The organism is Acidovorax sp. CCYZU-2555, assembly GCF_018413525.1.
In the GTDB taxonomy this organism is placed as follows: domain Bacteria; phylum Pseudomonadota; class Gammaproteobacteria; order Burkholderiales; family Burkholderiaceae_C; genus Comamonas.
On sequence record NZ_JAHCDD010000089.1, the window covers coordinates 1 to 22,104 of the forward strand.

The following is a 22,104-nucleotide window of genomic DNA, read 5'->3' on the forward strand; positions in this document are numbered from 1 at the left end:
GCCCAGCCAGACCGCGAGCGTCTTGCCGCTGCCCGTGCTCGAATGCAGCAGGCCGCTGCGGCCTTGCGCCATCTCGGCCCAGACGCGGCGCTGGAACGCGAAAGTCTTCCAGCCGCGCGCGGCGATCCAGGCCGCGAGCGCGGGGTCGCTGCGGCCGGCCATCAGCCGCCTGCTTGCAGCAGCGCCTGCAAGGTGGCCAGCGTATCGGCTTCCTCCACGGGCTTGTCTTCGCGCCGGCGCAGCATGCGCGGAAAGCGCACCGCAATGCCGCTCTTGTGGCGCTTGCTGGCCGCGATGCCTTCGAAGCCCAGCTCGAACACCATGGTCGGCGTGACGCTGCGCACCGGGCCGAACGTCTCTATCGTGGTCTTGCGAATCACCGCATCGACGGCGCGCATCTCGGCGTCGGTCAGGCCCGAATAGGCCTTGGCGAAGGGCACGAGCTGGCGCGCGGGGTCATCCTGCGCGCCGTTCCACACGGCAAACGTGTAATCGCTGTAGAGACTCGCGCGCCGCCCATGGCCGCGCTGCGCATAGATCAGCACCGCGTCGACCGACAGCGGGTCTATCTTCCATTTCCACCAGACGCCCACGTCCTTGGTGCGGCCCACGCCGTATTGCGCATCCAGCCGCTTGAGCATCATGCCTTCTACGCCCAGCGCGCGCGCCTGTTCGCGCTGGCGCGCCAGGTCGGCCCAGTCGGCGCCGCGCAGCAGCGGGCTCAGTTCGAGCTGGGGATGGGGAAAGGCTGCGACCAGTTGCTCCAGCCGCGCGCGGCGTTCGTGCTGGGGCACGGCGCGCAGATCGGCGCCCTGCTGCTCCAGCAAGTCGTAGACGCACAGCACCACGGGCAGATCGCGCAACAGCTTGGCGCTCAATGTCTTGCGGCCTATGCGCTGCTGCAGTTCGGCAAACGGCTGGGCACGGCCGTCGCGCCAGACCAATATTTCGCCGTCGAGCACCGTGCCGTCGGGCAGGCCCTGGCCCATGGCCTGCAGCTCGGGGTAGCGGTCGCTGACCAGCTCTTCGCCGCGCGTCCAGACCGAAACCTGGCCGTCGCGCTTGACCAACTGGGCGCGTATACCGTCCCATTTCCACTCGACCAGCCAGCCGTCGGCCGGGCCCAGCGCCGCATCGAACTGCTCCAGCGCAAGATTGAAGGGATGGGCCAGAAAGAACGGATAGGGCTGGCCGCCGCGCGGCCCGTTGCCTTCGCCCGCGGCGTCGTCGGCGGCGATCAAAGCCGCGTAATCGGCGGCGCCGGGCTGGGCGCCGATATGCGTATAGCCCATGAGCCGCTGGGCAATCACCTTGGCGTCTACGCCGCTCACGGCGGCCAGCGCCTGCGTGACCTGCAGCCGCGACACGCCCACGCGGAATGCGCCCGTGATCAATTTGAAATAGACCAGGCGCTGGGCCGCGGCCAGCATGCGCCAATGCTGCTGCAGAACGCGCGCCAGGTCTTCGGGTGCCTGACCGCGCAGCGGCAGCAGATGCTGCTCCATCCAGTCGGCCAGCGGCAGTTCGAGCGCAGCGTCGGGTGCGGGCAGCAGCAGCGAAATGGTCTCGGCGAGATCACCCACGGCTTCGTAGCTTTCATCGAACAGCCATTCGGGCAGGCCGGCCGCGGCCCTTGCCTGCTCGCGCAGCAGCCGCGTGGGCACCAGCTGGCGCGGCTTGCCGCCCGCAAGAAAATAGACGGCCCAGGCCGCGTCGCGCGCCGGCGCGGCGCGCAGATAGCGCTGCAGCGCGGCCTGCTTGGCGAGGCTGGACGTGGACGCGTCGAGTTCGCGGTAGAGATCGGCAAAAGCTTTCATGCGGAGTCGGGGCTCCCGCCATCGGGGCTCCCGCCATCGGGCGCGGGTTCTTCGCCCGGCGTGCGCGGCGCGGCGTCGTCGGTCTCGTCGTGATCGCCGTACTCGGTCGAAAAGCCCTGGGCCTGCAAGCCTTGCTCGCCCAGCCAGCGCACCATCACGGCGACGCTGCCATGGGTGACGAAGATGCGTTCGGCACCGGTAGCAAGAATCGCCGACTGCAGTCCGGGCCAGTCGGCGTGATCGGACACCACAAAGCCGCGGTCCACGCCACGCCTGCGGCGCGTGCCGCGCAGCAGCATCCAGCCGCTGGCGAATGCATCCGAAGGATTGGGCCCAAAGCGCCGCAGCCAGCTGCTGCGACCGGCCGACGGCGGCGCGATCACCAGCGCGCGCGCAAGCAGCGCCTTGTCGAGCGCCGCATCGGTCGCGTAGTGCGTGGGCGGCAGCGCCACGCCCGCCGCGCGGTAGATCGCGTTGATCGGCTCCACGGCGCCATGCGCGACGATGGGGCCTATGGACGCGTCGACGCCATGCAGCAGGCGCTGGGCCTTGCCCAGCGCATAGGCATAGAGCACCGACGCGCGTCCGGCCTCGGCATTGGCGCGCCACCAGGCGTTGATTTCGGCGAACAGCGATTCCTGCGTGGGCCAGCGGTAAATCGGCAGGCCGAAAGTGGATTCGGTGATGAAGGTATCGCAGCGCACGGGCTCGAACGGCGCGCAGGTGCCGTCGTTCTCGAGCTTGTAGTCGCCCGACGCGACCCAGACGCGCCCGCCATGCGCGAGCCGCACCTGGGCCGAGCCCAGCACATGGCCGGCCGGGTGCAGCGACAGTTTCACGCCATGGTGCTCTATCACTTCGCCATAGGCCAGCGTCTGCAGCGTGATGTCTTCGCCCAGGCGCCGGCGCAAAATCGGCGCGCTGTCATGCTGGGCCAGGTAATGCGCACTGCCCCAGCGCGCGTGGTCGCTGTGCGCATGGGTGATCACGGCCCGCTCCACCGGCCGCCAGGGGTCGATGTAGAAATCGCCTGGCGGGCAATACAGTCCTTCGGGACGGGCGATGATCAGGTCGGCGGCAGCACGCATGCTGTCGATGCTATGCGGGCGGCGCGCAGGATGCTGTAGGACGGGGGCAGCATCCAACGCCGCGACCTGAAGCCGGTCGCGCAGAAGGCTTGCGCCTCTAGGCTGCGGGACTGGCCGCGCCCGGTTCGGCAATGCGCGGCTCGGTCAGCTGATCGCCCCAGGACGCCACCAGGTCCTGGATGGTGGCGGCAACGATGCGGCATGCGGGCGTGAGCTTGCCCTGTTTGGGCAGGGACAGCGTGACATGGCGGCACAAATCGGGGCCCACCAGCTTGCTGGCTTGCAGACGCCCGGACTGCAGGTCCGCCACGACCGTGAACGGACCCAGGATCGAGTACAGACCCGGCGTGTGGGCCACCAGCTCGCGCTGCACCGTGAGCGAGTCGGCCTCGGCCACGGATTCGAGTCGAAACCCCAGACTACGTGCCGTTTCATCGAGCGCATTGCGCCAATGGCTGGGGCGGCGCGGCAACACCAGGCGCAGCCCATTGAGTTGGGCGAACTCCACCGTCGGATGCTCGGTCAGCAAGGCACCGGGGGCGGAGACCAGGTAGGTATGCACCACGCACAGCAGCTTTTCCTCCGCGCTGCTCGGCGGCTGGAACCGGAACAGGATGGCCAGATCAAGAGCGCCGCTGTCGAGCAAGGTGTCGAGCACCACGCCCTGGCCTTCGGTGATATTGAGCCGGATGCCGGGGTGCTGCGCCTGCAGCCGTTGGAACAGCCTGGTGACCAAAGGGTGGGCCGACGAAGGCAGTATGCCCAGCCTGACCTCGCCCATCACCTGGCTGGAATCCAAGCGCATTTCTTCCATCAGATGTTCCGTGTCGTTGAGCCAGACCCTCAGGCGTGACTCGACGCGCACGCCGTGCTCCGTCAGCACCACGCCGCGCCCGGTACGGCGGAACAGCGCGCCGCCGCATTGCGTTTCGAAGTCGGTGATCTGCCGGCTGATGTGCGACTGCACGGTCTGGCGGCGTGCCGCGACCTTGCTGAGACTTCCCGCTTCGGCGACTTCCAGGAACAGGCGAACAGCAGCGAGATTCATGGGATGCACCTAAGAATTGCCAAAAAAGAGAACTCTGATATCTGGGAATTCTATCTAGAAGAAAGTCTGTTGAATTCTTAAAGTTCACAGCACTCTCCAACCACAGAGCCCGATATGAAAATTCTGAGTTTCGAACATGCCGGCCAGGCCACCTATGGGGTGCTGCACGGCGATGACTGTCTGTTGCCGCCCCAGGCTTTCCTGTCCCGTTTTCCCGACGTGCGCGCCGTTCTCGAAGGCGCGGCCCTCGACGAGCTGCGTGACGCCATCGGCCAAGGCACGGTGCTCGCACGTGCGGGCGTTCGTGCCCTGCCCGTCCTTGCCAACCCCGGCAAGCTGATCTGCGTGGGCCTGAACTACAAGACCCATGTGGCCGAAACCAAGCGCGCCGACAGCGAATACCCGTCGCTGTTCCTGCGCTTCAACGACTCCCTGGCCGCCGACGGCGACGAGGTGCTGCGCCCGGCGTTCTCCGAGCGCTTCGACTGGGAAGGCGAGCTGGCTTTCGTGATCGGCAAGGGCGGCCGCCACATCGCCAAGGAAAACGCTTTCGCGCATATCGCCGGCTATGCGTGCTTCAACGACATCAGCGTGCGCGACTGGCAGCGCCACACGCACCAGTTCACTCCGGGCAAGAACTTTCCCGGCACCGCGCCCTTTGGTCCTTTCCTCGTCACGCGCGACGAGGTGCCGGATGTCTCGCAGCTGCAGCTCGAAACCCGGCTCAACGGCCAGGTGGTGCAGAAGGCCGGCTTGTCCGACCTGATCTTCGACATTCCGACCATCGTTGCCTATATCTCCCGCTTCACGCCCCTGTCACCGGGCGACGTGATTGCCACCGGCACGCCCGGCGGCGTCGGCGACCGGCGCGAACCGCCGCTCTACATGCAGCACGGCGATCAGGTCGAAGTCGAAATCACGGGTCTGGGCGTGTTGCGCAACCGCATAGGCACCGACCGCAGCGCGACCTGAACTGAAAGCAAGCACATGACAATCCGACCCAAACTCCGCATCGCCGTCGACATCGGCGGCACTTTCACCGACATGGCGGCCTTCGACGAGGCCAGCGGAAAACTGCTGTTCGGCAAGGCGCTGTCCACGCACGGCGCGCTGGTCAACGGCATTCAGGCGACCATAGACAGCGCCGACATCGATTGGCGCGACGGCCACCTGTTCCTGCATGGCTCCACGATCGCCATCAATACGCTGCTGGAGCGCACAGGCGCCAATACGGCACTGCTCATCACCGAGGGCTTTCGCGACATCTACGAGATCGGCCGCGTGAACCGGCCCGACGCCTACAACCTGTTCTTCAACAAGCACCAGCCGTTGGTCAAGCGTTCGCTGCGCTTCGAGGTGTCCGAGCGCCTGCGCGCCGACGGCAGCACGCACAAGCCGCTGGACGAAGCCGCGGTGCGCGAACTGGCACGCGAACTGAAAGGCCAGAACGTCGAGGCCGTGGCCGTGCTGCTGCTGCACTCCTACCGCAACCCGGCGCATGAACAGCGCGTCAAGCAGATCCTGCAGGAAGAGATTCCCGGCGCGTTTGTCTGCGCCTCGCACGAGCTCAGCCAGGAATACCGCGAGTTCGAGCGCGTCTCCACGGCCGTGGCGAATGCCTATGTGGGTCCGCGCGTCTCCGAATACCTGGGCCAGCTGGAAACGCATCTGGCCGGCAAGGGCTTCGATGGCGACTTCTACATCGTGCAATCGACCGGCGGCCTGTTCCCGGTGGAGCACGCCAAGGTGGGCTGCGTGCGCATGCTGGAGTCCGGCCCGGCCGCCGGCGTGATCGGTGCGCAAGCCATCTGTGCGCAGCTGGGCATGGGCGACGCGATCGCCTTCGATATGGGCGGCACCACGGCCAAGGCGGGCGTGATCAGCGCGGGCCGGCCGCTGACCACGGGCTCGGCGCTGATCGGCGGCTACGAGCGCGCGCTGCCCATCCAGATTCCGATGATGGACATCCACGAGGTCGGCACCGGCGGCGGCTCGATCGCGCGCGTGGAAACCGGCAATGCCTTGCGCGTGGGGCCCCAAAGCGCGGGCTCGATTCCCGGCCCGGTCGCCTATGGGCGCGGCGGCTTGGAGCCCACCGTCACCGACGCCAACCTGGTGCTCGGTCGGCTGGATGCGGACAATTTCCTGGGCGGCGAACTCCAGCTCGACATGGAAAGCTGCCAGCGCCAGATGCGCGAGCGCGTGGCCGACCCGCTGGGCCTGGACCCCACGCAGGCGGCGGACGGCATCCTGCGCATCGCCGTGACGCAGATGTCGCATGCGGTCAAGGCCGTGACCACCGAGCGTGGCCTGGATGCCGGCAGTTTCACGATGGTGGTCTACGGCGGCGCAGGCCCGTTGCATGCCTCGGCCATCGCGCGCGAGATCGGCATTCGCAAGGTGCTGATTCCCTATGCGCCCGGCTACTTCTCGGCCTACGGCATGTTGTTCTCCGACTTGCGCTACGACTACGTGCGTTCGGTGTTCCGCAAGCTCAACGAGGTGTCGTTCGAGGAAATCGAGGCCGCCTACCAATCGATGGAAGACGAGGGCCGCGCCGCACTCGCGCAGTCGGGCGTGCAGGCCGACGGCGTGGTGATCGAGCGCGCGGCCGACATGCGCTACGTGGGCCAGGAGCATGCAGTGACCGTGGATCTGCCGCTGGCGTTCTTTGCCGGCCGCGATCGCTCGGCCATCAAGCAGCAGTTCGACGAGTTGCACAAGGTGCGCTACGGAACATCGGCTCCGGGCGAGCCCGCCGATCTCGTGAGCCTGCGCGTGACCGTGCTGGGCACGATGAAGAAGCCGCCCAAGCACAGCGTGGAACAAGGCATGGCCGCGCCCGACACGCGGGCGCTGCGGACCACCAAGCCGGTGTACTTCCGCGCGGGCGGCTGGGCCGATACGCCGGTCTACATCCGCGATCGCTTGCTCGCGGGCAATGCGATCAGCGGCCCGGCGCTGATCGAGGAACACGCCTCCACCACCGTGGTCCAGCCCGGCGACGCGCTGCGCGTCGACGAACTCGGCAATCTTCAAATCGACATCGGGAGCGACCGTTCATGAGCACCACCCCCCACACCCCCGCGGCGATCGATCCGATCACCGTCGAGATCATCCGCAACGGCCTGTACGCGGTCACCGAGGAGATGAAGACCAACCTCACGCGCACGGCCTACAACCTCATCATCTACGAGGCGCTGGACTTCACGGTGGGCCTGTTCACCAAGGAAGGCGACACCGTCTCCATCGGCCTGGGCCTGCCGATGTTCATCCGCGGCATGTCGGAGACGGTGAAAGCCAAGATCCGGCATTTCGGCTACGAGAACATCCTGCCGGGCGACATCCTGGTGACCAACGATGCCTACACCACCGGCAGCCACCTGAACCACTTCACGTTCACCATGCCGGTGTTCCACGAAGGCAAGCTCGAAGGCTTCACCTGCTGCATGGCGCACTGGCTGGACGTGGGCGGCACGCTGGGCAACGTGACCACCGACATCTTCAGCGAAGGCATACAGATTCCCATCCTGAAGTACCAGCGCGAGGGCGTCGTCAACCAGGACCTGATCGACATCATCGCCATGAACGTGCGGCTGGCCGAGCGCGCGCTGGGCGACCTGCGCGCGCAGATCACGGCGATCACCACCGGCGAGCGCCGCTACGTCGAGCTGCTGCAGCGCTATGGCGTGGACGCGGTGAACGGCTCGATCGCCCAGATCATGGACTCGTCCGAAGCCGTGGCGCGAAAGAACACGCTGTCGATTCCCGACGGCGTCTACGAAGCGGAATCGTTCATGGATGACGACGGCCTGGACATAGGCAAGCGCATTCCCATCCGCGTGAAGATCACGGTCGCGGGCGACGAGATGACCGTCGATCTGTCGGATGTGAGCAAGCAGGTGCGCGGCTTCTACAACTCGGGCTTCACCACGGGCATCGCCTGTGCGCAGGTCGCCTACAAGTGCCTCACCACGCCCACGGACTATCCCGTCAATGACGGCAGCTTCCGCCCGCTCAAGGTGATCATGCCCATGGGCACGGTGATCTCGGCCGAGCGCCCCTATCCGATGCGGGTCTGGATGACCTTCCCGATGACGGTGATCGACACCATCTTCAAGGCCCTCGCACCCGCAATTCCCGACCGTTCCATCGCGGGCCACCACGCCGATCTGGTGTTTCCCAACATCCACGGCATTTCGCCCGAGGACGGCAGGCTGTTCATCGTGGGCATAGGCCCGCTCGGTGGCGGCTGGGGCGCCAAGAGCCAGGAAGACGGGGTTTCGGTCACGGTCTGCATCAACGACGGCGACACCCACAACAGCCCGACCGAGCAGCTCGAGGCCAAGTACCCGGTGCTGGTCGAGAAGTACGAGATTCGCCAGGACAGCGCGGGCGCGGGCCAGTACCGCGGCGGCCTGGGCGCGGAGATGGTGGTGCAGGCGCTGTCGCCGTTCACCGTCACCACGCGCATCGACCGGGTGCACTGCAAGCCCTGGGGCCTCGAAGGCGGCGGCGACGCCATGGGCAATGGCCTGGCCGTGCGCCACAAGGGCGAGTGGAAGACCGACCACGCGAACGCCAAGATCTTCAACGTGCGCCTGGAACGCGGCGACGCCTACAAGATGCTGTCGGGTGGCGGGGGCGGCTTTGGCAACCCGCTGGAGCGCGACGTCGACAAGGTCGCCGAGGACGTGCGCGAAGGCTATGTCAGTGCCAAGGTGGCGCGCGAGGTCTACCGCGTGGCGCTGGACTCCAAGGGCCAGGTCGATCACGAAGCCACGCGCACGCTGCGCAGCACGCCCCGGGACGGCGCCGGCGCATCGACCGACCTTGCCTGGGCCGGCCAGTGAGTACCGCCATGGCTGACGCACATGCAGAGCACGCCGAACGCCTGCTCGATCTGTGGTGCAGCCTGGCGCTGCGCCATGTGGCCCTGGGATCGGCCTGCGCCTGCGGCTCGGGCGGCGTGAGCTTGCGACTGGAAGACTTCGAGCTGGACATCGTCGACTACCTGCAGGACGGCGGCGAGCGCTGCGACGATGACCAGATCGCCGAGTGGTTCCGCGCCCACCAGGATCTGACGGCGCGGCAGCAACCGCTGCGCGCCCTGCTCGACGAGGTGCTGCGCGAACGCCTGCCCGCGCCGGTCGCGCACTGGACGCTGCAGCGGCTCGAACGCACGCTGCGCTCCTTCGCCCAATTGCATGGAGCGGACATGGTCTAGCGCCAGCATCTCAGGCGGCACTGCAACAACAACATCGGGGCCTGGCAGCCAGCGCCCCCAGGAGACAAGCATGACGGCCATCCATCCCCTTCCCGAGAATGCCCCCTGCCCTGCGGCTCGGGCTGCACGACCATGAGCGGGCATTTTTCCGCGCTGCTGGCCGACGCACCCGCGCCGGGCAAGCGCATTCCCGTCACGGTGCTGACGGGCTTTCTGGGCAGCGGCAAGACCAGCTTGCTCAATCGGCTGCTGCACCTGCCCGATCTGGCGGGCACCGTGGTCATCGTCAACGAATTTGGCGAGATCGGCATAGACCACGATCTGATCGCGCAGACGACCGAAGATACCGTGCTGCTGGCCAACGGCTGCATGTGCTGCTCGGTGCGCGGTGACCTGGTCGAAGCCCTGCTGCGCATCGCCGGCAACGCACAGTCCGCCGACGCGGCGGTGCGGCAGGTGCTGATAGAGACCAGCGGTCTCGCCGACCCCGGCCCCATCCTGCGTTCGCTGATGGGCGAGCCCGCCGTGCGTTCGCACTTCAGGCTCGCGGGCGTGGCCTGCACCGTCGATGCCGTGCTGGGAATGCAGACCCTGGACCGCTTCCCGGAGTCCGTGCGGCAGGTCGCCGTCGCGGACACGGTTTTCCTGACCAAGACCGATTTGACGCATGGGCAGCGGCCTTCGCCGGAACTCCTCGAACGCCTGCGCGGGCTCAGCGCGACGGCTGCACAGCACACGGCCAGCGACGCCTACCCGGCGTTGCTGCAACAGATGCTTCGCCAGCCTTCGGCCAGCACCGCGCAAGACGCGCAGGCCCCGCACTATCGCCAGCAGGCCGATGGCGCAGCCCAGGCAGTTTCGGCACATCGCGACGGCATCCATTCCTTCGTCATCGTTCGAGACCGGCCCTTGCCGCGCGCGGCGTTTTTCGCCTGGCTCGACATGGTGATCGCGATGCGCGGCGATGACCTGCTGCGCGTCAAGGGCCTGGTGCATCTCGCCGAGGAGCCGGAGCGGCCCCTGGTCATTCATGGCGTGCAGCATCTTTTTCACCCGCCCGAAATGCTGCCCTCCTGGCCCGGGGCCGAGCGCAGCACGCGCATCGTGTTCATCACGCGCGGCATGGATGCGCAGGCAATGGACGACACGCTGCGCGTCTTCGAGCGCCGCCGGGCCCACAGCAGTTCTTCCCCGGCGGCCTCTGCCGACACCCCAAAACCACAGGAGACAAAATGAGTTTGAAAATGATCGCGGCCGCCATCGCCTTGGCGGCGGCGCCCGCCTGGAGTCAGACGGACAAATTCCCCGAGCGCGCCATCAAGATCGTCGTGCCGTTTGCCGCGGGCGGCGGCGTGGACAACGCAGCCCGCGTGCTGGCCCATCAACTGCAGACGCAACTCGGCGTACCGGTGCTCATCGACAACCGATCGGGCGCCAATGGCACGGTCGGCGGAAAAGCCGCGCAGACCGCACCCGCAGACGGCTACACCTTGCTGTTTTCGGCCGCCACCCATGTGCTGGCCAAGCAGGTCATGAGCCACCCGCCCTACGACCCGCAAGTCGACTTCGCGCCCGTGGCGCGCGTGGGAGAGGCGCCGCTGATGCTGGTGATCGCGCCCAATCTGGAGCCGAAGAACCTGGGCGAAGTGATTGGCGCGGCCCGGCAGCAGCCCGAGAAATGGACGGCCGGCATTCCCGCCGTGGGCGCCCCCAGCCACCTGGCGACGCTGCTGCTCGCCAAGCAGGGCAATGTGAAGTTCACCTTCGTCCCCTACCGGGGCACGCAGCCGGCCTTGATCGATGTGGCGGGCGGCCATACCTCGCTGTTGCTTGATTCCATGATTTCCATGTTGCCGCTGACCAAGGCTGGAAAGGTCAAGCCGATAGCGATCACCGCCGCCAAGCGCAGTGCCCTCACGCCGGATGTACCGACCGCCCGCGAGAGCGGATTCCCGGAAATGACGTACTCGTCCTGGTATGGGGTCTGGGCGCCCAAAGGCACGCCAGCCGATCGCATCAAGCGTTTGAACGCGGCCATCAACACCGCCATCGGCGTGCAAGCCAAGGCCGGCGCCTGGGCGCACCTGGGCATAGATCCCGTCAACGAGAGCGCCGAGCAGTTTCGCCAGTTCATCGCCAACGACGTCGCCCAGGGCGCCGAGCTGCTCAGGAACGCCGGCTTCAAGCCGGAGTAGCGGACCCGGTCACGCCTGGACGACCGGAAATTCATTCATCACAACGAGAGATGGAGACAAGCATGAAAAAGCCACTCGCCGTGGCGGCGATGTTGATCGCCAGCGGCGCAACCCACGCGCAGTCGTCAGTCACCGTTTTCGGCGTCATTGACCTTGCAGTTCAGCGGGCCCAGCAGGCAGGCAGCAGCGTCACCCGCCAAAACGGCATAGGCGGCAATCAGTTCAGCCGCCTGGGCTTTCGCGGCATCGAAGATCTGGGTGGCGGATGGTCCGCGGGCTTTGTGCTCGATGCGGGGCTCAACCTCGATACAGGCTCGGGCGCGCTGACAAGCACGGACAACCTGACGACTTCCGGTGGCGGCGCGCTGACATTCAGCCGCCGCTCCACCGTGAGCCTGCTATCGAAGACCTGGGGCGAACTGCGGCTGGGACGCGACTTCGTGCCCACCTATTGGAACCTCACGGGCTTTGATCCTTTCGGCAGCGCCGGCGCGGGTTCGGTGAACAATCTTGCACAAGGCGGCCTGACCCGGGTGTCCACGGTGCAGACCGCGGTGCGCGCCTCCAACAGCATAGGCTACGTGCTGCCCGGCCTGCATGGCTTCTACGGCCAGGCCATGCATGCGCTGGCCGAGGGCAATGGCCCCGCGCGCCAGGATGGTCGTTACACCGGCGTGCGGCTGGGCTATGCGCGCGACGGCTGGAACCTGGCCCTGGCCCATGGCGCAACCCGCCTGAACACCGGCGATGTCACCACGACCAACATCGGCGCGAGCTACCAGTTTGGCGGCGTCAAGGCCATGGCACAGATCTTCCGCGACAGCAAGGAGTTGATCGCGGCCCCGAACCGCTCCAACGGTTGGCTGATCGGCGCCCAGATCAATGCCGGCCCAGGCTACATTCCGCTCTCCTACTCGCGCGTATCCGACAACTCGGCCAGCGATCGCCAGGCCCAGCAACTGGCCGTCGGCTATGTCTACAGCCTGTCCAAACGCACGGCGCTGTACTCCACCTATTCCCGTCTGCAAAACCGCAACGGATCGGCCTTGACGGGCGGCGGTGTTGCCGGCGTGGCGAACGCGAGCTGGACGGGTCTGGACATAGGCATGCGCCACAGCTTCTGAATCGCGCGCGGCGTGGCCGCCGGGCCTTGAGGGAACTCAGCGCGCCGCGCCCGGCCGGGACTGCACCAGCCAATCCAGCGCGTCCTGCCACAGGGCTTGCGAAGACGACCTGAAATACCCCATGTGGCCTATGCCGCGCGCTGCGCCTTCGGGATGGATATCGCAGGTGGAAAGCGGCGCGTTGCGGTAGCCGCTCATGAACGCATCGCGCGAGCGCGCCGGCGCCCAGAGGTCGTCGACCGCGTTCGCGGCCATCAGGGGCAAGGTCACGGCCGCGTACCGGTCCTGCATGTCCGGCATCTGCGGATCGTCGAAGAAATAGCGAGCAAAGCCGCACCAGTGGCGCCATTGGACGAACGCGTCGCGCGGCAAGTCCTCGCCCAAACCCAGCATTTTCCAGGGGCAGTAGCCTTTCCAGCGCGTCAGCACGGGCAGCACCAGATGCCACATCAGCAGCACCTTGAACTGCTCGCTGCGGCGCATCCAGCCATGCCAGCCCGCGCCCACGCCGAAGCCGTAGAACGCGGCGACCTTGTGATGGTTGGGCAGCAGGCCCAGCGCATGGCCGCCGTAGGAATGGCCGATGATGTACAGCGGCAGGCCATCGTTGCCGGCCATCTCCTCCACCGCCGCCGCCAGGTCGAGCTGCCCCCAGTCCAGCAACGACATGCGAAAGCCCTTGAGCGATGGCGGGCGCGACAGCCCTATTCCCCGGTAGTCGAACGTCAGCGTCTCGAAGCCCCGGGCCGCGGCGAACTCGGCAAAGCGGCGGTAAAAGCCCTGGGGCACGGCGGTGGCGCCGGCAACGATCAGGCGCGCCACTGGACGTGGCACGGCGGGGTACAGCGTCGCGCCCAATACATAGCCATCGGCCGCAGTGAGCGCCATCGTTGTGGGCACGGGAGCTATCGCATGGGACATGGGCGCAATCCTTGGCAAGGCAGCGACGAACGCCGCTTCTCACCCGCATGGTGCGCCAGCGCCACGCGCCGCGCTGTCATCTACGCGCCTGCCGCCCCGGGCCTGCGGTTGCGCCGCAACTGCAGATACAGCATCGCGGCAGCCAGGGCCGCGGCCAGCGCCCCGACCAGCGGCACCTGTTCCAGGCTGCCAGCGGCAATCGTGAGGCTGCCCAGCACCCCGCCGAGCGCCGTGCCCAGATTGAACGACGCGATGTTCAGGCCCGCAGCGACGGCCGTGAACTGCGGAACATGGCGCCTGGCCTGCTGCAGCAGGCGCATGGTCAGCAGCGTCACGATGGCGAAGAAGAAGATTCCCAGCGTGCCGATCAGCACCAGCATGGCCGGCGCGGCGCTGCGCAGCACGTAAAGCGCGGCCAGGTTCAGCGTGAGCCCCGCGAGGGCCAGCCAGGTGCTGCGGCCCGCGTCCACCCGGTCGGCGAGGTAGCCGCCCAGCAGATTGCCGGCGATGGAGCACATGCCAAACAGCAGCATGGCCAGGCTCAGCCAGGCGGCATCGAGTGCCGTGATGCGCAGCAGATAGGGCGAGACATAGGTGAAGAACGCAAAGGTCGCGACGCTCACCAGGGCGGCTGTGCCTGCCGTGCGCAGCAACTGCGGGTGGGTGATCGCCTGCAGGCCTTTCCACGCGCCGCCCGCCGCGCGCCGCTTGGGCTTGGCATGGCTGTCCATGAAGAACAGCAGTCCCAGCAGGCCCAGCAGGCCCAGAGCGCCTATGGCCAGGAAAATGGCGCGCCAGGACCAGAGGCTGCCCAGCAAGGTGCCCAGCGGCACACCGACCGCGAGCGCCAGCGTCAAGCCAATCCAGACCACGGACAGCGCGCGCCCCGAACGCGCAGCCGGCACGAGTTGCGTCGCCGCGTCCGAGGCCACAGCCATGAAGACGCCATGTCCCAGGCCGACGACAAAGCGCACCGCGAGCAGCATGGGCAGATTGGGGGCAGCGCTCATCAGCACGCTGCCCACGGCGAGCGCGGCCATGGCCAGCAGCAGAATGTTCCTGTCCTTCCAGTGCGCGAGCAGCGCAGTGAGGAATGGCGCGCCCAGCGACGCGCCCAGCGCGTAGGCCGCAATCGCCGTGCCGACGGCGGCGATCCTGGCGTCAAGATCGACGGCAATCGCCGACACCAGACCGGCGACGACAAACTCGGACAGCCCGAAGGCAAAGGTACACAGGGAAAAGATATAGATCGCGACCGGCATGGCTGTCCGAAGTGAAGGGCTGCAATCCCGGCGTCTCCGGGTGGAGCGCGGGTGCTGCCGCAGCGTAGCCGCCGCATCGGCCGGCGTAAAATACCGTTTTTGTCGCCCAACGAGACGCCCGGCGTCTCAATCAGCGGCCGGCGCAAAAGCGCCACGCACTTGGGCGATCAGCCGGTCGCGAATCGCCGACGGCCGGCCGGCTTTCCAGGCCATCAGCAGCTCCAGCGTGCACAGCGCGTGGGGCGCGTCGACGGCGATGGGGCGAAACACCACATCGTGCTGGGCGCCCGTCGCCAGCGATGCCGGCACCAGCGCAATGCCGAAGCCACTGGCCACGAGCGCGATCAGCGTCTGCATCTGTCGCGCCTGCTGCACCACCCGCGGCACAAAACCCGCGGCCTGGCACAGCGCGATCAACTGGTCGTGAAAGCCCGGCCCCAGCGGCCGCGGCGAAGCGACAAAAGCCTCGTCCTTGAGCAGGGCCAGCACGATCTGCGCACTGCCCGCCAGCCTGTGCCCGGCCGGCAGCGCCACACAGATGGGCTCGCGCAGCAGCGTCTCGAATTGCAGCTGGGGCGTGGTCGTTCCGGGCGTGCGCAGAAATCCTATGTCCGCAGCGCCGCTTTCGAGCGCCTGCACCTGCTCCTGCGTCGTGGCTTCCTGCATCGTGAACGCCACACCCGGACTCGCCAGCCGAAAACCACGCAGCGCGCGCAGCAGCGGCGCATAGGGCGCGATATTGATGAAGGTCAGCGTCAGCAGACCTTCAAGCCCTTGGGCCACGCGCTGCGTCTGCGCCACGCCGTCATCGAGCGATTGCAGAATCTGCCTGGCGGTGTTCGCAAACGCCGCGCCGGCCGGCGTCAGCGCGACGCTGCGGTTCGTGCGCTCGAACAGCGCCAGGCCCATTTCGCGCTCGAGCCGGCGAATCGCCTGGCTCAGCGGCGGCTGGGCCATGTGCAGACGCTGCGCTGCGCGGTTGAAATGCAGTTCTTCGGCCACGGCAATGAATTGCTGCAGCAGGCGGGTTTCTATCATTGAGGTATCCGAAGTCTTGTGACGCACCTGGCTTCTAATCGCGCGCCGTGAGCCCCGCCAGCGCCGTGAGCCGCAGTGCGTCTTCGCGCATGAAGGCGATGAGCTTGGCCAGCGGCGCGTCGACGGCGCGCCCCGGCCGCACCCGGGCCACATAGCGCCAGGACCCGCGCATGCAGGTCTGGGGCATCAGGGCCACGAGCCGCCCGCGCGCGATGTCTTCGCTGATGAACGGCAACCGGCCCAGGCCCACGCCCGCGCCCGCCTGCACCGCGGCGACCACCGTCGCGAAGCCGCTCAAGGCCGTGGTCGCGCCACGGCCCCTGGCCTGCAGTCCCAGCCGCGCCTGCCACAGGTCCCAGCCGGTCTCGGGGCTGCCGACATGGCGCTCCTCTATCCAGCGCGACTCGGCGATGAAGCGCGCATCGTTCTCGCGCCCGCGCGGCACATGGTCGGCGCTGCAGAAAGGAACAATCGTCTCTTCCATCAGCGCAATGTCGCCCTCTTGCGCGAAGTGCGGCCCCGCGTCGCGCACATGCAAGATGGCCAGGTCTATACCCTGGGTCTTCCAGGCCGGCTTCTGGTTGCTGTGCTGGTGGAACGCGAGCGCGATATCGGGGTGGGCCTGGGAAAAGCGCTGCATGCTCTGCGCCAGCCACAGCGTCGCCACCGACTGGCTGCTCGAGACATTGAGCACCTGGGCCGGCGACGTCTCCACGGCGCCGCGAATGTCGTTGCAGGTGGCTTCGAGCAGCGCCAGCGCCTGCTGCACCGACAGCAACAGCTTGGCGCCTTCCTGGGTCAGCTGCGTGCGCCGCAGGCTTGCGCCGCGCAGCAGCAAAGGCACGCGCAAGGCGTCTTCCAGACCGCGCAGCTGGTGGCTGATCGCGCTCTTGGTGACATGCAATTCGGCGGCCGCGGCACTGAGGCTGCCCAGGCGCGCCGCGGCTTCGAACGCGCGCAGCGCGCCCAGCGCCGGCGTATGGGCACGGTGGGACAAGGGGGCAATCATGGGTTGAGTCTAGTTCAACCCGGTGGCAAAAAGTCGGACTTTCAGGTGCCGCGCCACCGCTGAGCAGTTGAACGAAACTCAACCCTGTGTTCACAAAATGTCGCTCGCCAAAAGCGCCAAGGCACGGAACAATGAAGCCCCCTTTTCTGCGGGAGCGAGTTCCCGCACTCCACTCCCTTCGTCCGCCTTCCATGCTGCGCCTGCCTCGTTCCACCATGCAATGGGTGCTTGCCATTTCGATGGCCTGCCTGCTGCTGGCCTGGCCCTTGCACCAGGCCGGGCATGCGAGCGAGCCCGTGAACGCCGCGGCCCAGGCTGTGGCGGGCGCGCAGGACAGCGGCGCAGACCAGGAGCTGCACGCCGAACTGTGCCTCTGGTGCCTGTTCCATGCGCAGCACCACGCGCCGGGCGCGCCGCCCACCGACTTTCACTTCCACGCCGAAGTCAGCGCTCCACCCACGCTGCTTCCCGCAGGACAACCGCGCCAGCATTCGCCGCTGGCCGCCGATCCGCGCGGCCCGCCGCGCGCGTGATTGCGCGACGCACGCCGCACGGCTGAACGCCGCTGCGCCGCCGTGCGCGCCCGCCCTCCTCTTTCCCACGCCCGGCACCACGCGTTGAACCCGCGTGGCGCGGCTGCGCGCGCGCACCTCGCGCCGCCCAGCCTGTTTGCACTGCCTTTCGCTTTTGCGCGGCGCGGTGGGCCTTCATGCGCCCCCGCTGGCCGCGGCTTCCCCCTACCTGACGAATTCGACCATGCGCCACTCCTTTGCATTTCACCCTGCCGCGCGCCTGAGCGCCATTGCGTTCGCCATCGCGCTGATTCCCGCCGTGCAGGCGCAGACCGCCCGACCTTCCGACGTCGACGTCGCGCTGCCCGCGGTCGATGTCGTCGGCAGCACCGGCCCCGCGACGCGCGCGCCCGGCGAGCGCGCGGCGATCACGCTGCAGCCCAAGGCCTTGCCCGCGAGCGTGCAGCAGATCAACCAGGACGACATCGCGAGCACCAATGTGGGCCGCGACATCTCCAATCTGTTTCGCCGCGTTCCCGGCGTGCTGGCCAACAACATCGACCAGGGCGATACCGGCAACGGCTTTCGCATGCGCGGCTTCGCCACGCAGGGAACGCATGGCGCCGACACCGCGGTCTATGTCGACGGCGTGCCGCAGAACATTCCGTCGAGCCAGGGCGGCGCCGGCCACGGCCCGGTGTTTCTCGAATGGCTCAACGCGGAGATGATCGACCACATCGATGTCATCAAGGGGCCGATCTCGGCGCTCTACGGCGACCAGAACCGCGCGGGCGCAGTCGATATCCGCACGCGCGACGGCGCCAGCGCGACGCCGTCGAGCATCAGCGTCAGCGCCGAGCGCTACGGCCTGCGCCGCACTTCGCTGGTGCTGTCGAACCGCATCGCCGACATCGACTCGCTGCTGGTCGCCGATGTCTACCGCAACGAAGGCTATCGCTACGCCTCGCGCACCGACCGCGACAGCTTCTCCTGGAAGCTGTCGACGGCCCATGAAGGCGCACGCTACAGCCTGCGCGTGACGCGCTATGTCTCCGACTTCGAAGCCGGCGGCTACCTGCTGCTGCCGCAGATCGAGGCCGGCCTCGACCCGCGCTCCACCCAGGCCAACAACCCCGGCTTCGGCAGCGCGCGGCGCACCAGCATCGTGTTCAACCGCGCGCCCGCCGAAGGCGAAGCCGGCTGGCATGCGAGCGGCTACGCCGAAAGCTTAGCCCGCACGCGCGCCATCACGGCCAACGCCACGCAGCACACGGTGGGCGTGGACGACCGCGACATCTTCGGCGCGCGCGTGTTCCACAACACCACGCTGGGCAAGGCCGCGCTGGCGTTGGGGGCCGAGCTGCGCAAGGACCGCGGCATTGCCTATCGGCAGATGTATGTGAACCGCGTGCCGTCCACCAACTTCGTCAACTCCCAGGACCTGGACCTGCTGACCTACGGCGTCTTCGCCCAGGGCCAGTGGAAAGCCACGGACAGCGTCAAGCTCAGCGCGGGCGCGCGCTACGACCGCTTCGACTACGACATCGCCAATCTGAAACTGCCCGCGGCCAGCACCGCCTATTCCAAGGGCGTATTCACGCCCAAGCTGGGCGCGTCCTGGACGGTGATCCCGCAGCTGGAGCTGTTCGCCAATGTCGCCGAAGGCATGCGCTCGCCTTCGGCCGAGCAGATCAGCAGCAGCGGCGCGACCGGCCCGCTGGGCGCGGCCGGCGGCGTCATCAGCCAGGTCGCGCCGAGCAAGGTGCGCTCCTATGACCTGGGCTTCACGGCCTCACCGGCCAGCGGCTGGACAGTGTCGGGCGCGGGCTATTACATCCTCAACTCGGATGAAATCGTGGGCCAGGCCGACGGCTCGTTCAAGTCGGTGGGCGACACCACGCGCAAGGGCGTGGAACTCGAGGCGCGCTGGCGCGCCACGCCCGCGACCAGCGTCTACGCGAGCCTGGGCAGGATTTTGCAAGCCAAGGTCAACAACCCCGCGGCCAACGCCGGCGCCAAGCTGTCGATTCCCGCGACCCAGTTCAAGGCCGGCGCCCAGCACCGCATGCGCCTGGGCAGCGGCCAGCTGACGCTCAATGCCGATGCCTATCTGATCTCCGACATCCCCTACTACGTGGGCACGCCCACCACGCAGGAGCGCACCATGCCGCTGTACACGCGCTACGACCTGCGCGGCACCTACGACTGGGGCCAGACCCAGCTGTCGGTGTACGCGTCGTTCCAGCCGCAGCGCCACGGCACCGAGATCGCCTACGGCAGCGCCGCGGGCCTGATGGTCTCGCCCGTTCCCCGCAGCACGTTCGGCGCCACGCTGCGCTACTTCTTCTGATGGCCGGCACCGCCATACTGCAGGCGCGCGATCTCAGCGTGCGCCGCGGCGAACGCGTGACACTCAACGCGCTGAACCTGGCCGTGCCCGCGGGCTGCGTCTACGCGCTGCTCGGCGGCAATGGCGCGGGCAAGACCACCACGCTCAATGCGCTGCTGGGCTTTGTGCGCGCCGCATCGGGCCAGGCGCTGGTGGACGGCATAGACGCTTCGCTGCAGCCGCAGCAGGCGCGCGCGCGCCTGGCCTACCTGCCCGAGAACGTCGCGCTCTACCCCTATCTCTCGGGCGTGGAGAACCTGCGCTATTTCTGCACGCTGTCGGAGATCGCGCTCGGCGACGCCCAGGCGCAAGACCTGCTCAGCGCCTGCGGCCTGGCGGTCGAAGCCCAGGGCCGGCGCGTCGCGGGCTACTCCAAGGGCATGCGGCAGAAAGTGGGCCTGGCGATCGCCCAGGCGCGACAGGCCTGCGCGATGCTGCTCGACGAGCCGACTTCGGGCCTGGACCCCGCCGCCGCGCACGAGTTCGCGCAAAGCGTTCTGCAGGCCAGGCGCGCGGGCATGGCCGTGCTCATGGCAACGCATGATCTGTTCAATGCGCTGCAGGTCGCCGACCGCATAGGCATTCTGCGCGCCGGCCGACTGGTCGCGGAATTCGACGCGCGCGACATCGCCCATGAGGAACTCGAGCGCCTCTATCTGCGCCATGCGCGCGGCGCGGCCGTGGCGGAGTTCCCCGCATGATGGCGGCCATTGCTTTCAAGGAAGTGCGCATGCTGCTGCGCGGCGGGCGGCTGTGGGGCCTGGGCCTGCTGGTCGCGCTGCTGCTGGGCGGCGTGCTGGCGCTGGCCGCGCAGCAGCGCCACAGCGCCGAACGCGAGCGCCTGCAGGTGGAGACGACCGCGCGCCAGCAATGGGACCATCAGGGCGAGCGCAACCCGCACCGCGCGGCCCACTTCGGCCTCTACGCGTTCCAGCCGAAATCGGCGCTGGCCGGCGTCGCGCCCGGCATAGCCGCGCAGACCGGCCAGGCGCTGTGGCTCGAGCCCCACAAGCGCAACATGGCGATGTTCGCGCCGGCCGCCGATGCCGCGCCGTCGCTGGGACTGGGCGAATTCAACCCGGCTTTCGTTCTGCTGGCCCTGGTGCCGCTGCTGATCGCCGTGCTGGGCCATGCCAGCGTGACCCAGGAGCGCGAGCACGGCACCTTGCGCATGCTGCACGCCTGCGGCATGCGCGGTCTGCCGCTGCTGCTGGGCAAATGGCTGGGGCTTTGCGCCGGCGTCATGCTGGCGCTCGCGCCCGCATGGCTTGGCGCGGGCTGGCTGCTGCTCACCCCGCAGGGCGCGCAGGCCACGGCAGCGCTGCTGATCGCGCTGTGCGTCTACTACGCGGTCTGGGCGGCGATCACGGTCTGCGTGTCGGCGCAGTGCGCCACGTCGCGCGCCGCGCTGCTGGTGCTGCTCGCGCTCTGGGTGGGCGCGGTCTTTCTGCTTCCCCGGCTGTCGGCCTCGGCCGTGGCGCAGCGCGCGCCCCTGCCCACGGGCGCGCAGTTCTGGGCGCGCATACAGCACGACATGGAGAACGGCCTGCCGGGCGACGGCACGGCGGCGCAGCGGCTCAAGGCCTTCGACGCCCGGCTGCTCGCGGACCACGGCGTGGCACGCCTCGAAGACCTGCCGTTCGGCGCCAACGCCAGCCGAAGGCTGTTTCGCGATGCCTATGCGACCAAGGTCCATGCGCTGCATTTCGACCAGCTGTGGCAGGCGCAGCGCGCGCAGCAGCGCCTGCTGCGCTGGGCCACGGCGGCAACGCCCTACGCCAGCATGCAGGCCATCGCCAGCGCGCTCGCGGGCACCGACCTGGCGCACCGCCAGCATTTCGAGGACGCTGCCGAGCAATATCGCCAGCAGTACACGATCTTCATGGATGAATGGGATATGCACACCACACGCGGAGTGACTTCGTTTGAAAGCCGCTACGGCGGCAACGCCCAGTGGCAGGCCGCGCCGCAGTGGCATTACGCCGCGCCGGACACCGGCTTTGCGCTGCGCCACAGCGGCGCCGACTGGAGCCTGCTGTCGGCCTGGCTGCTGCTGGGCCTGGGCGCGCTGGCCTGGAGCGCACGAAAGCTCCAGCCATGAGCTGGCCACGCCGCATTCACTGGCAGGCAGAAGCCCTGCGGCTGCGCCGCCAGCCCCTGGCCTGGTGGGCGCTGGGCGCGCTGTTCCTGGTGCTGCTCGCCTGCGCCGTGTCCGCCGGCCTGGACGCACGCGCCTGGCGCGCATCCGCGGCAGGCGATGCCGCGGTGTTCGATGAAAAGCGGGCCCAAGCCAGCGCGCAGTTCGACAAGGCCGCCGCGCCCGGCCAGGCCCGGGCCAACGCCACCTACCAGCTGGGGCGCGGCGATCTGGGCGCCACGCGCATGCCGGTGGACGCCGGCCTGGCGCTGGGCGTGCAGCGGCTGGCCGCGCTGCCGGTGCGCGTCAATGCGTCGCTCGACAGCCCGCATGTCGA

General features: G+C 68.0%; 19 protein-coding genes. 12 read left to right on the top strand and 7 right to left on the bottom strand.

Annotated elements, in window-relative coordinates; all coding sequences use genetic code 11:
- Window positions 1–161 precede the first annotated feature (161 nt).
- From KHY18_RS23290 to KHY18_RS23300, 3 genes are all read right to left on the bottom strand, one after another.
- Window positions 162–1,817: an ATP-dependent DNA ligase gene (locus KHY18_RS23290; protein ID WP_213305623.1), complete on the bottom strand. Its 1,656-nt coding sequence runs from the start codon at window positions 1,815–1,817 to the stop codon at window positions 162–164.
- Entirely contained in the window at window positions 1,814–2,905 is a 1,092-nt protein-coding gene (locus KHY18_RS23295; RefSeq protein WP_213305626.1) for a ligase-associated DNA damage response exonuclease, read from the bottom strand. The genes KHY18_RS23290 and KHY18_RS23295 overlap by 4 nt, the downstream gene beginning before the upstream one ends.
- A 97-nt stretch (window positions 2,906–3,002) precedes the next feature.
- Window positions 3,003–3,953, bottom strand: a complete 951-nt coding sequence (locus KHY18_RS23300) for a LysR family transcriptional regulator (protein ID WP_213305630.1) — start codon at window positions 3,951–3,953, stop codon at window positions 3,003–3,005.
- Between the two features lie 114 nt (window positions 3,954–4,067).
- Between KHY18_RS23300 and KHY18_RS23305 the strand changes: the two genes are divergently transcribed.
- The 7 genes from KHY18_RS23305 (at window position 4,068) to KHY18_RS23335 (ending at window position 12,499) form a co-directional block, all read left to right on the top strand.
- Window positions 4,068–4,925 (top strand): fumarylacetoacetate hydrolase family protein, encoded by an 858-nt coding sequence (locus KHY18_RS23305; protein ID WP_213305633.1) that lies wholly within the window; start codon window positions 4,068–4,070, stop codon window positions 4,923–4,925.
- A gap of 15 nt (window positions 4,926–4,940) precedes the next feature.
- Window positions 4,941–7,019 carry a hydantoinase/oxoprolinase family protein gene (locus tag KHY18_RS23310; protein ID WP_213305636.1) on the top strand — a complete coding sequence of 693 codons (2,079 nt, stop codon included), beginning with the start codon at window positions 4,941–4,943 and terminating at the stop codon, window positions 7,017–7,019.
- Window positions 7,016–8,806 carry a hydantoinase B/oxoprolinase family protein gene (locus tag KHY18_RS23315; protein WP_213305638.1) on the top strand — a complete coding sequence of 597 codons (1,791 nt, stop codon included), beginning with the start codon at window positions 7,016–7,018 and terminating at the stop codon, window positions 8,804–8,806. The genes KHY18_RS23310 and KHY18_RS23315 overlap by 4 nt, the downstream gene beginning before the upstream one ends.
- 8 nt (window positions 8,807–8,814) lie before the next feature.
- Window positions 8,815–9,180, top strand: coding sequence for a hypothetical protein (locus tag KHY18_RS23320; protein ID WP_213305641.1), 366 nt, complete (start codon window positions 8,815–8,817; stop codon window positions 9,178–9,180).
- A 132-nt stretch (window positions 9,181–9,312) separates the two neighbouring features.
- Window positions 9,313–10,416: a CobW family GTP-binding protein gene (locus KHY18_RS23325; protein ID WP_213305644.1), complete on the top strand. Its 1,104-nt coding sequence runs from the start codon at window positions 9,313–9,315 to the stop codon at window positions 10,414–10,416.
- On the top strand, window positions 10,413–11,375 hold the full coding sequence (locus KHY18_RS23330) for a tripartite tricarboxylate transporter substrate binding protein (protein ID WP_213305647.1): 963 nt from the start codon (window positions 10,413–10,415) through the stop codon (window positions 11,373–11,375). The genes KHY18_RS23325 and KHY18_RS23330 overlap by 4 nt, the downstream gene beginning before the upstream one ends.
- Before the next feature lie 62 nt (window positions 11,376–11,437).
- Window positions 11,438–12,499: a porin gene (locus tag KHY18_RS23335; protein WP_213305650.1), complete on the top strand. Its 1,062-nt coding sequence runs from the start codon at window positions 11,438–11,440 to the stop codon at window positions 12,497–12,499.
- A 36-nt stretch (window positions 12,500–12,535) separates the two neighbouring features.
- Here the strand turns inward: KHY18_RS23335 and KHY18_RS23340 are convergent, their stop codons facing one another.
- From KHY18_RS23340 to KHY18_RS23355, 4 genes are all read right to left on the bottom strand, one after another.
- Window positions 12,536–13,420, bottom strand: a complete 885-nt coding sequence (locus tag KHY18_RS23340; protein WP_213305653.1) for an alpha/beta hydrolase family protein — start codon at window positions 13,418–13,420, stop codon at window positions 12,536–12,538.
- An 80-nt stretch (window positions 13,421–13,500) separates the two neighbouring features.
- The gene (locus KHY18_RS23345; RefSeq protein ID WP_213305656.1) at window positions 13,501–14,682 is read right to left on the bottom strand and encodes an MFS transporter; all 1,182 of its coding nucleotides are present in this window, start codon (window positions 14,680–14,682) and stop codon (window positions 13,501–13,503) included.
- A gap of 126 nt (window positions 14,683–14,808) precedes the next feature.
- On the bottom strand, window positions 14,809–15,720 hold the full coding sequence (locus tag KHY18_RS23350; RefSeq protein WP_213305659.1) for a LysR family transcriptional regulator: 912 nt from the start codon (window positions 15,718–15,720) through the stop codon (window positions 14,809–14,811).
- A 34-nt stretch (window positions 15,721–15,754) separates the two neighbouring features.
- A complete protein-coding gene (locus tag KHY18_RS23355; RefSeq protein ID WP_213305662.1) occupies window positions 15,755–16,729 on the bottom strand; it encodes a LysR substrate-binding domain-containing protein in 975 nt (324 codons plus the stop codon).
- Between the two features lie 191 nt (window positions 16,730–16,920).
- Between KHY18_RS23355 and KHY18_RS23360 the strand changes: the two genes are divergently transcribed.
- The 5 genes from KHY18_RS23360 to KHY18_RS23380 all read left to right on the top strand — a co-directional run.
- Entirely contained in the window at window positions 16,921–17,262 is a 342-nt protein-coding gene (locus tag KHY18_RS23360; protein WP_213305665.1) for a hypothetical protein, read from the top strand.
- A gap of 223 nt (window positions 17,263–17,485) precedes the next feature.
- Window positions 17,486–19,591 (top strand): TonB-dependent receptor, encoded by a 2,106-nt coding sequence (locus tag KHY18_RS23365; protein WP_213305668.1) that lies wholly within the window; start codon window positions 17,486–17,488, stop codon window positions 19,589–19,591.
- Complete coding sequence (locus KHY18_RS23370) at window positions 19,591–20,331, top strand: ABC transporter ATP-binding protein (protein ID WP_249729336.1); 741 nt, start codon at window positions 19,591–19,593, stop codon at window positions 20,329–20,331. Before KHY18_RS23365 ends, KHY18_RS23370 begins: the two co-directional genes overlap by 1 nt.
- The gene (locus KHY18_RS23375) at window positions 20,328–21,731 is read left to right on the top strand and encodes a DUF3526 domain-containing protein (RefSeq protein WP_213305671.1); all 1,404 of its coding nucleotides are present in this window, start codon (window positions 20,328–20,330) and stop codon (window positions 21,729–21,731) included. The genes KHY18_RS23370 and KHY18_RS23375 overlap by 4 nt, the downstream gene beginning before the upstream one ends.
- Window positions 21,728–22,104, top strand: a 377-nt coding sequence (locus tag KHY18_RS23380) for a hypothetical protein (protein ID WP_213305674.1), incomplete at its 3' end; no start/stop codon positions are given. The genes KHY18_RS23375 and KHY18_RS23380, both read left to right, overlap by 4 nt.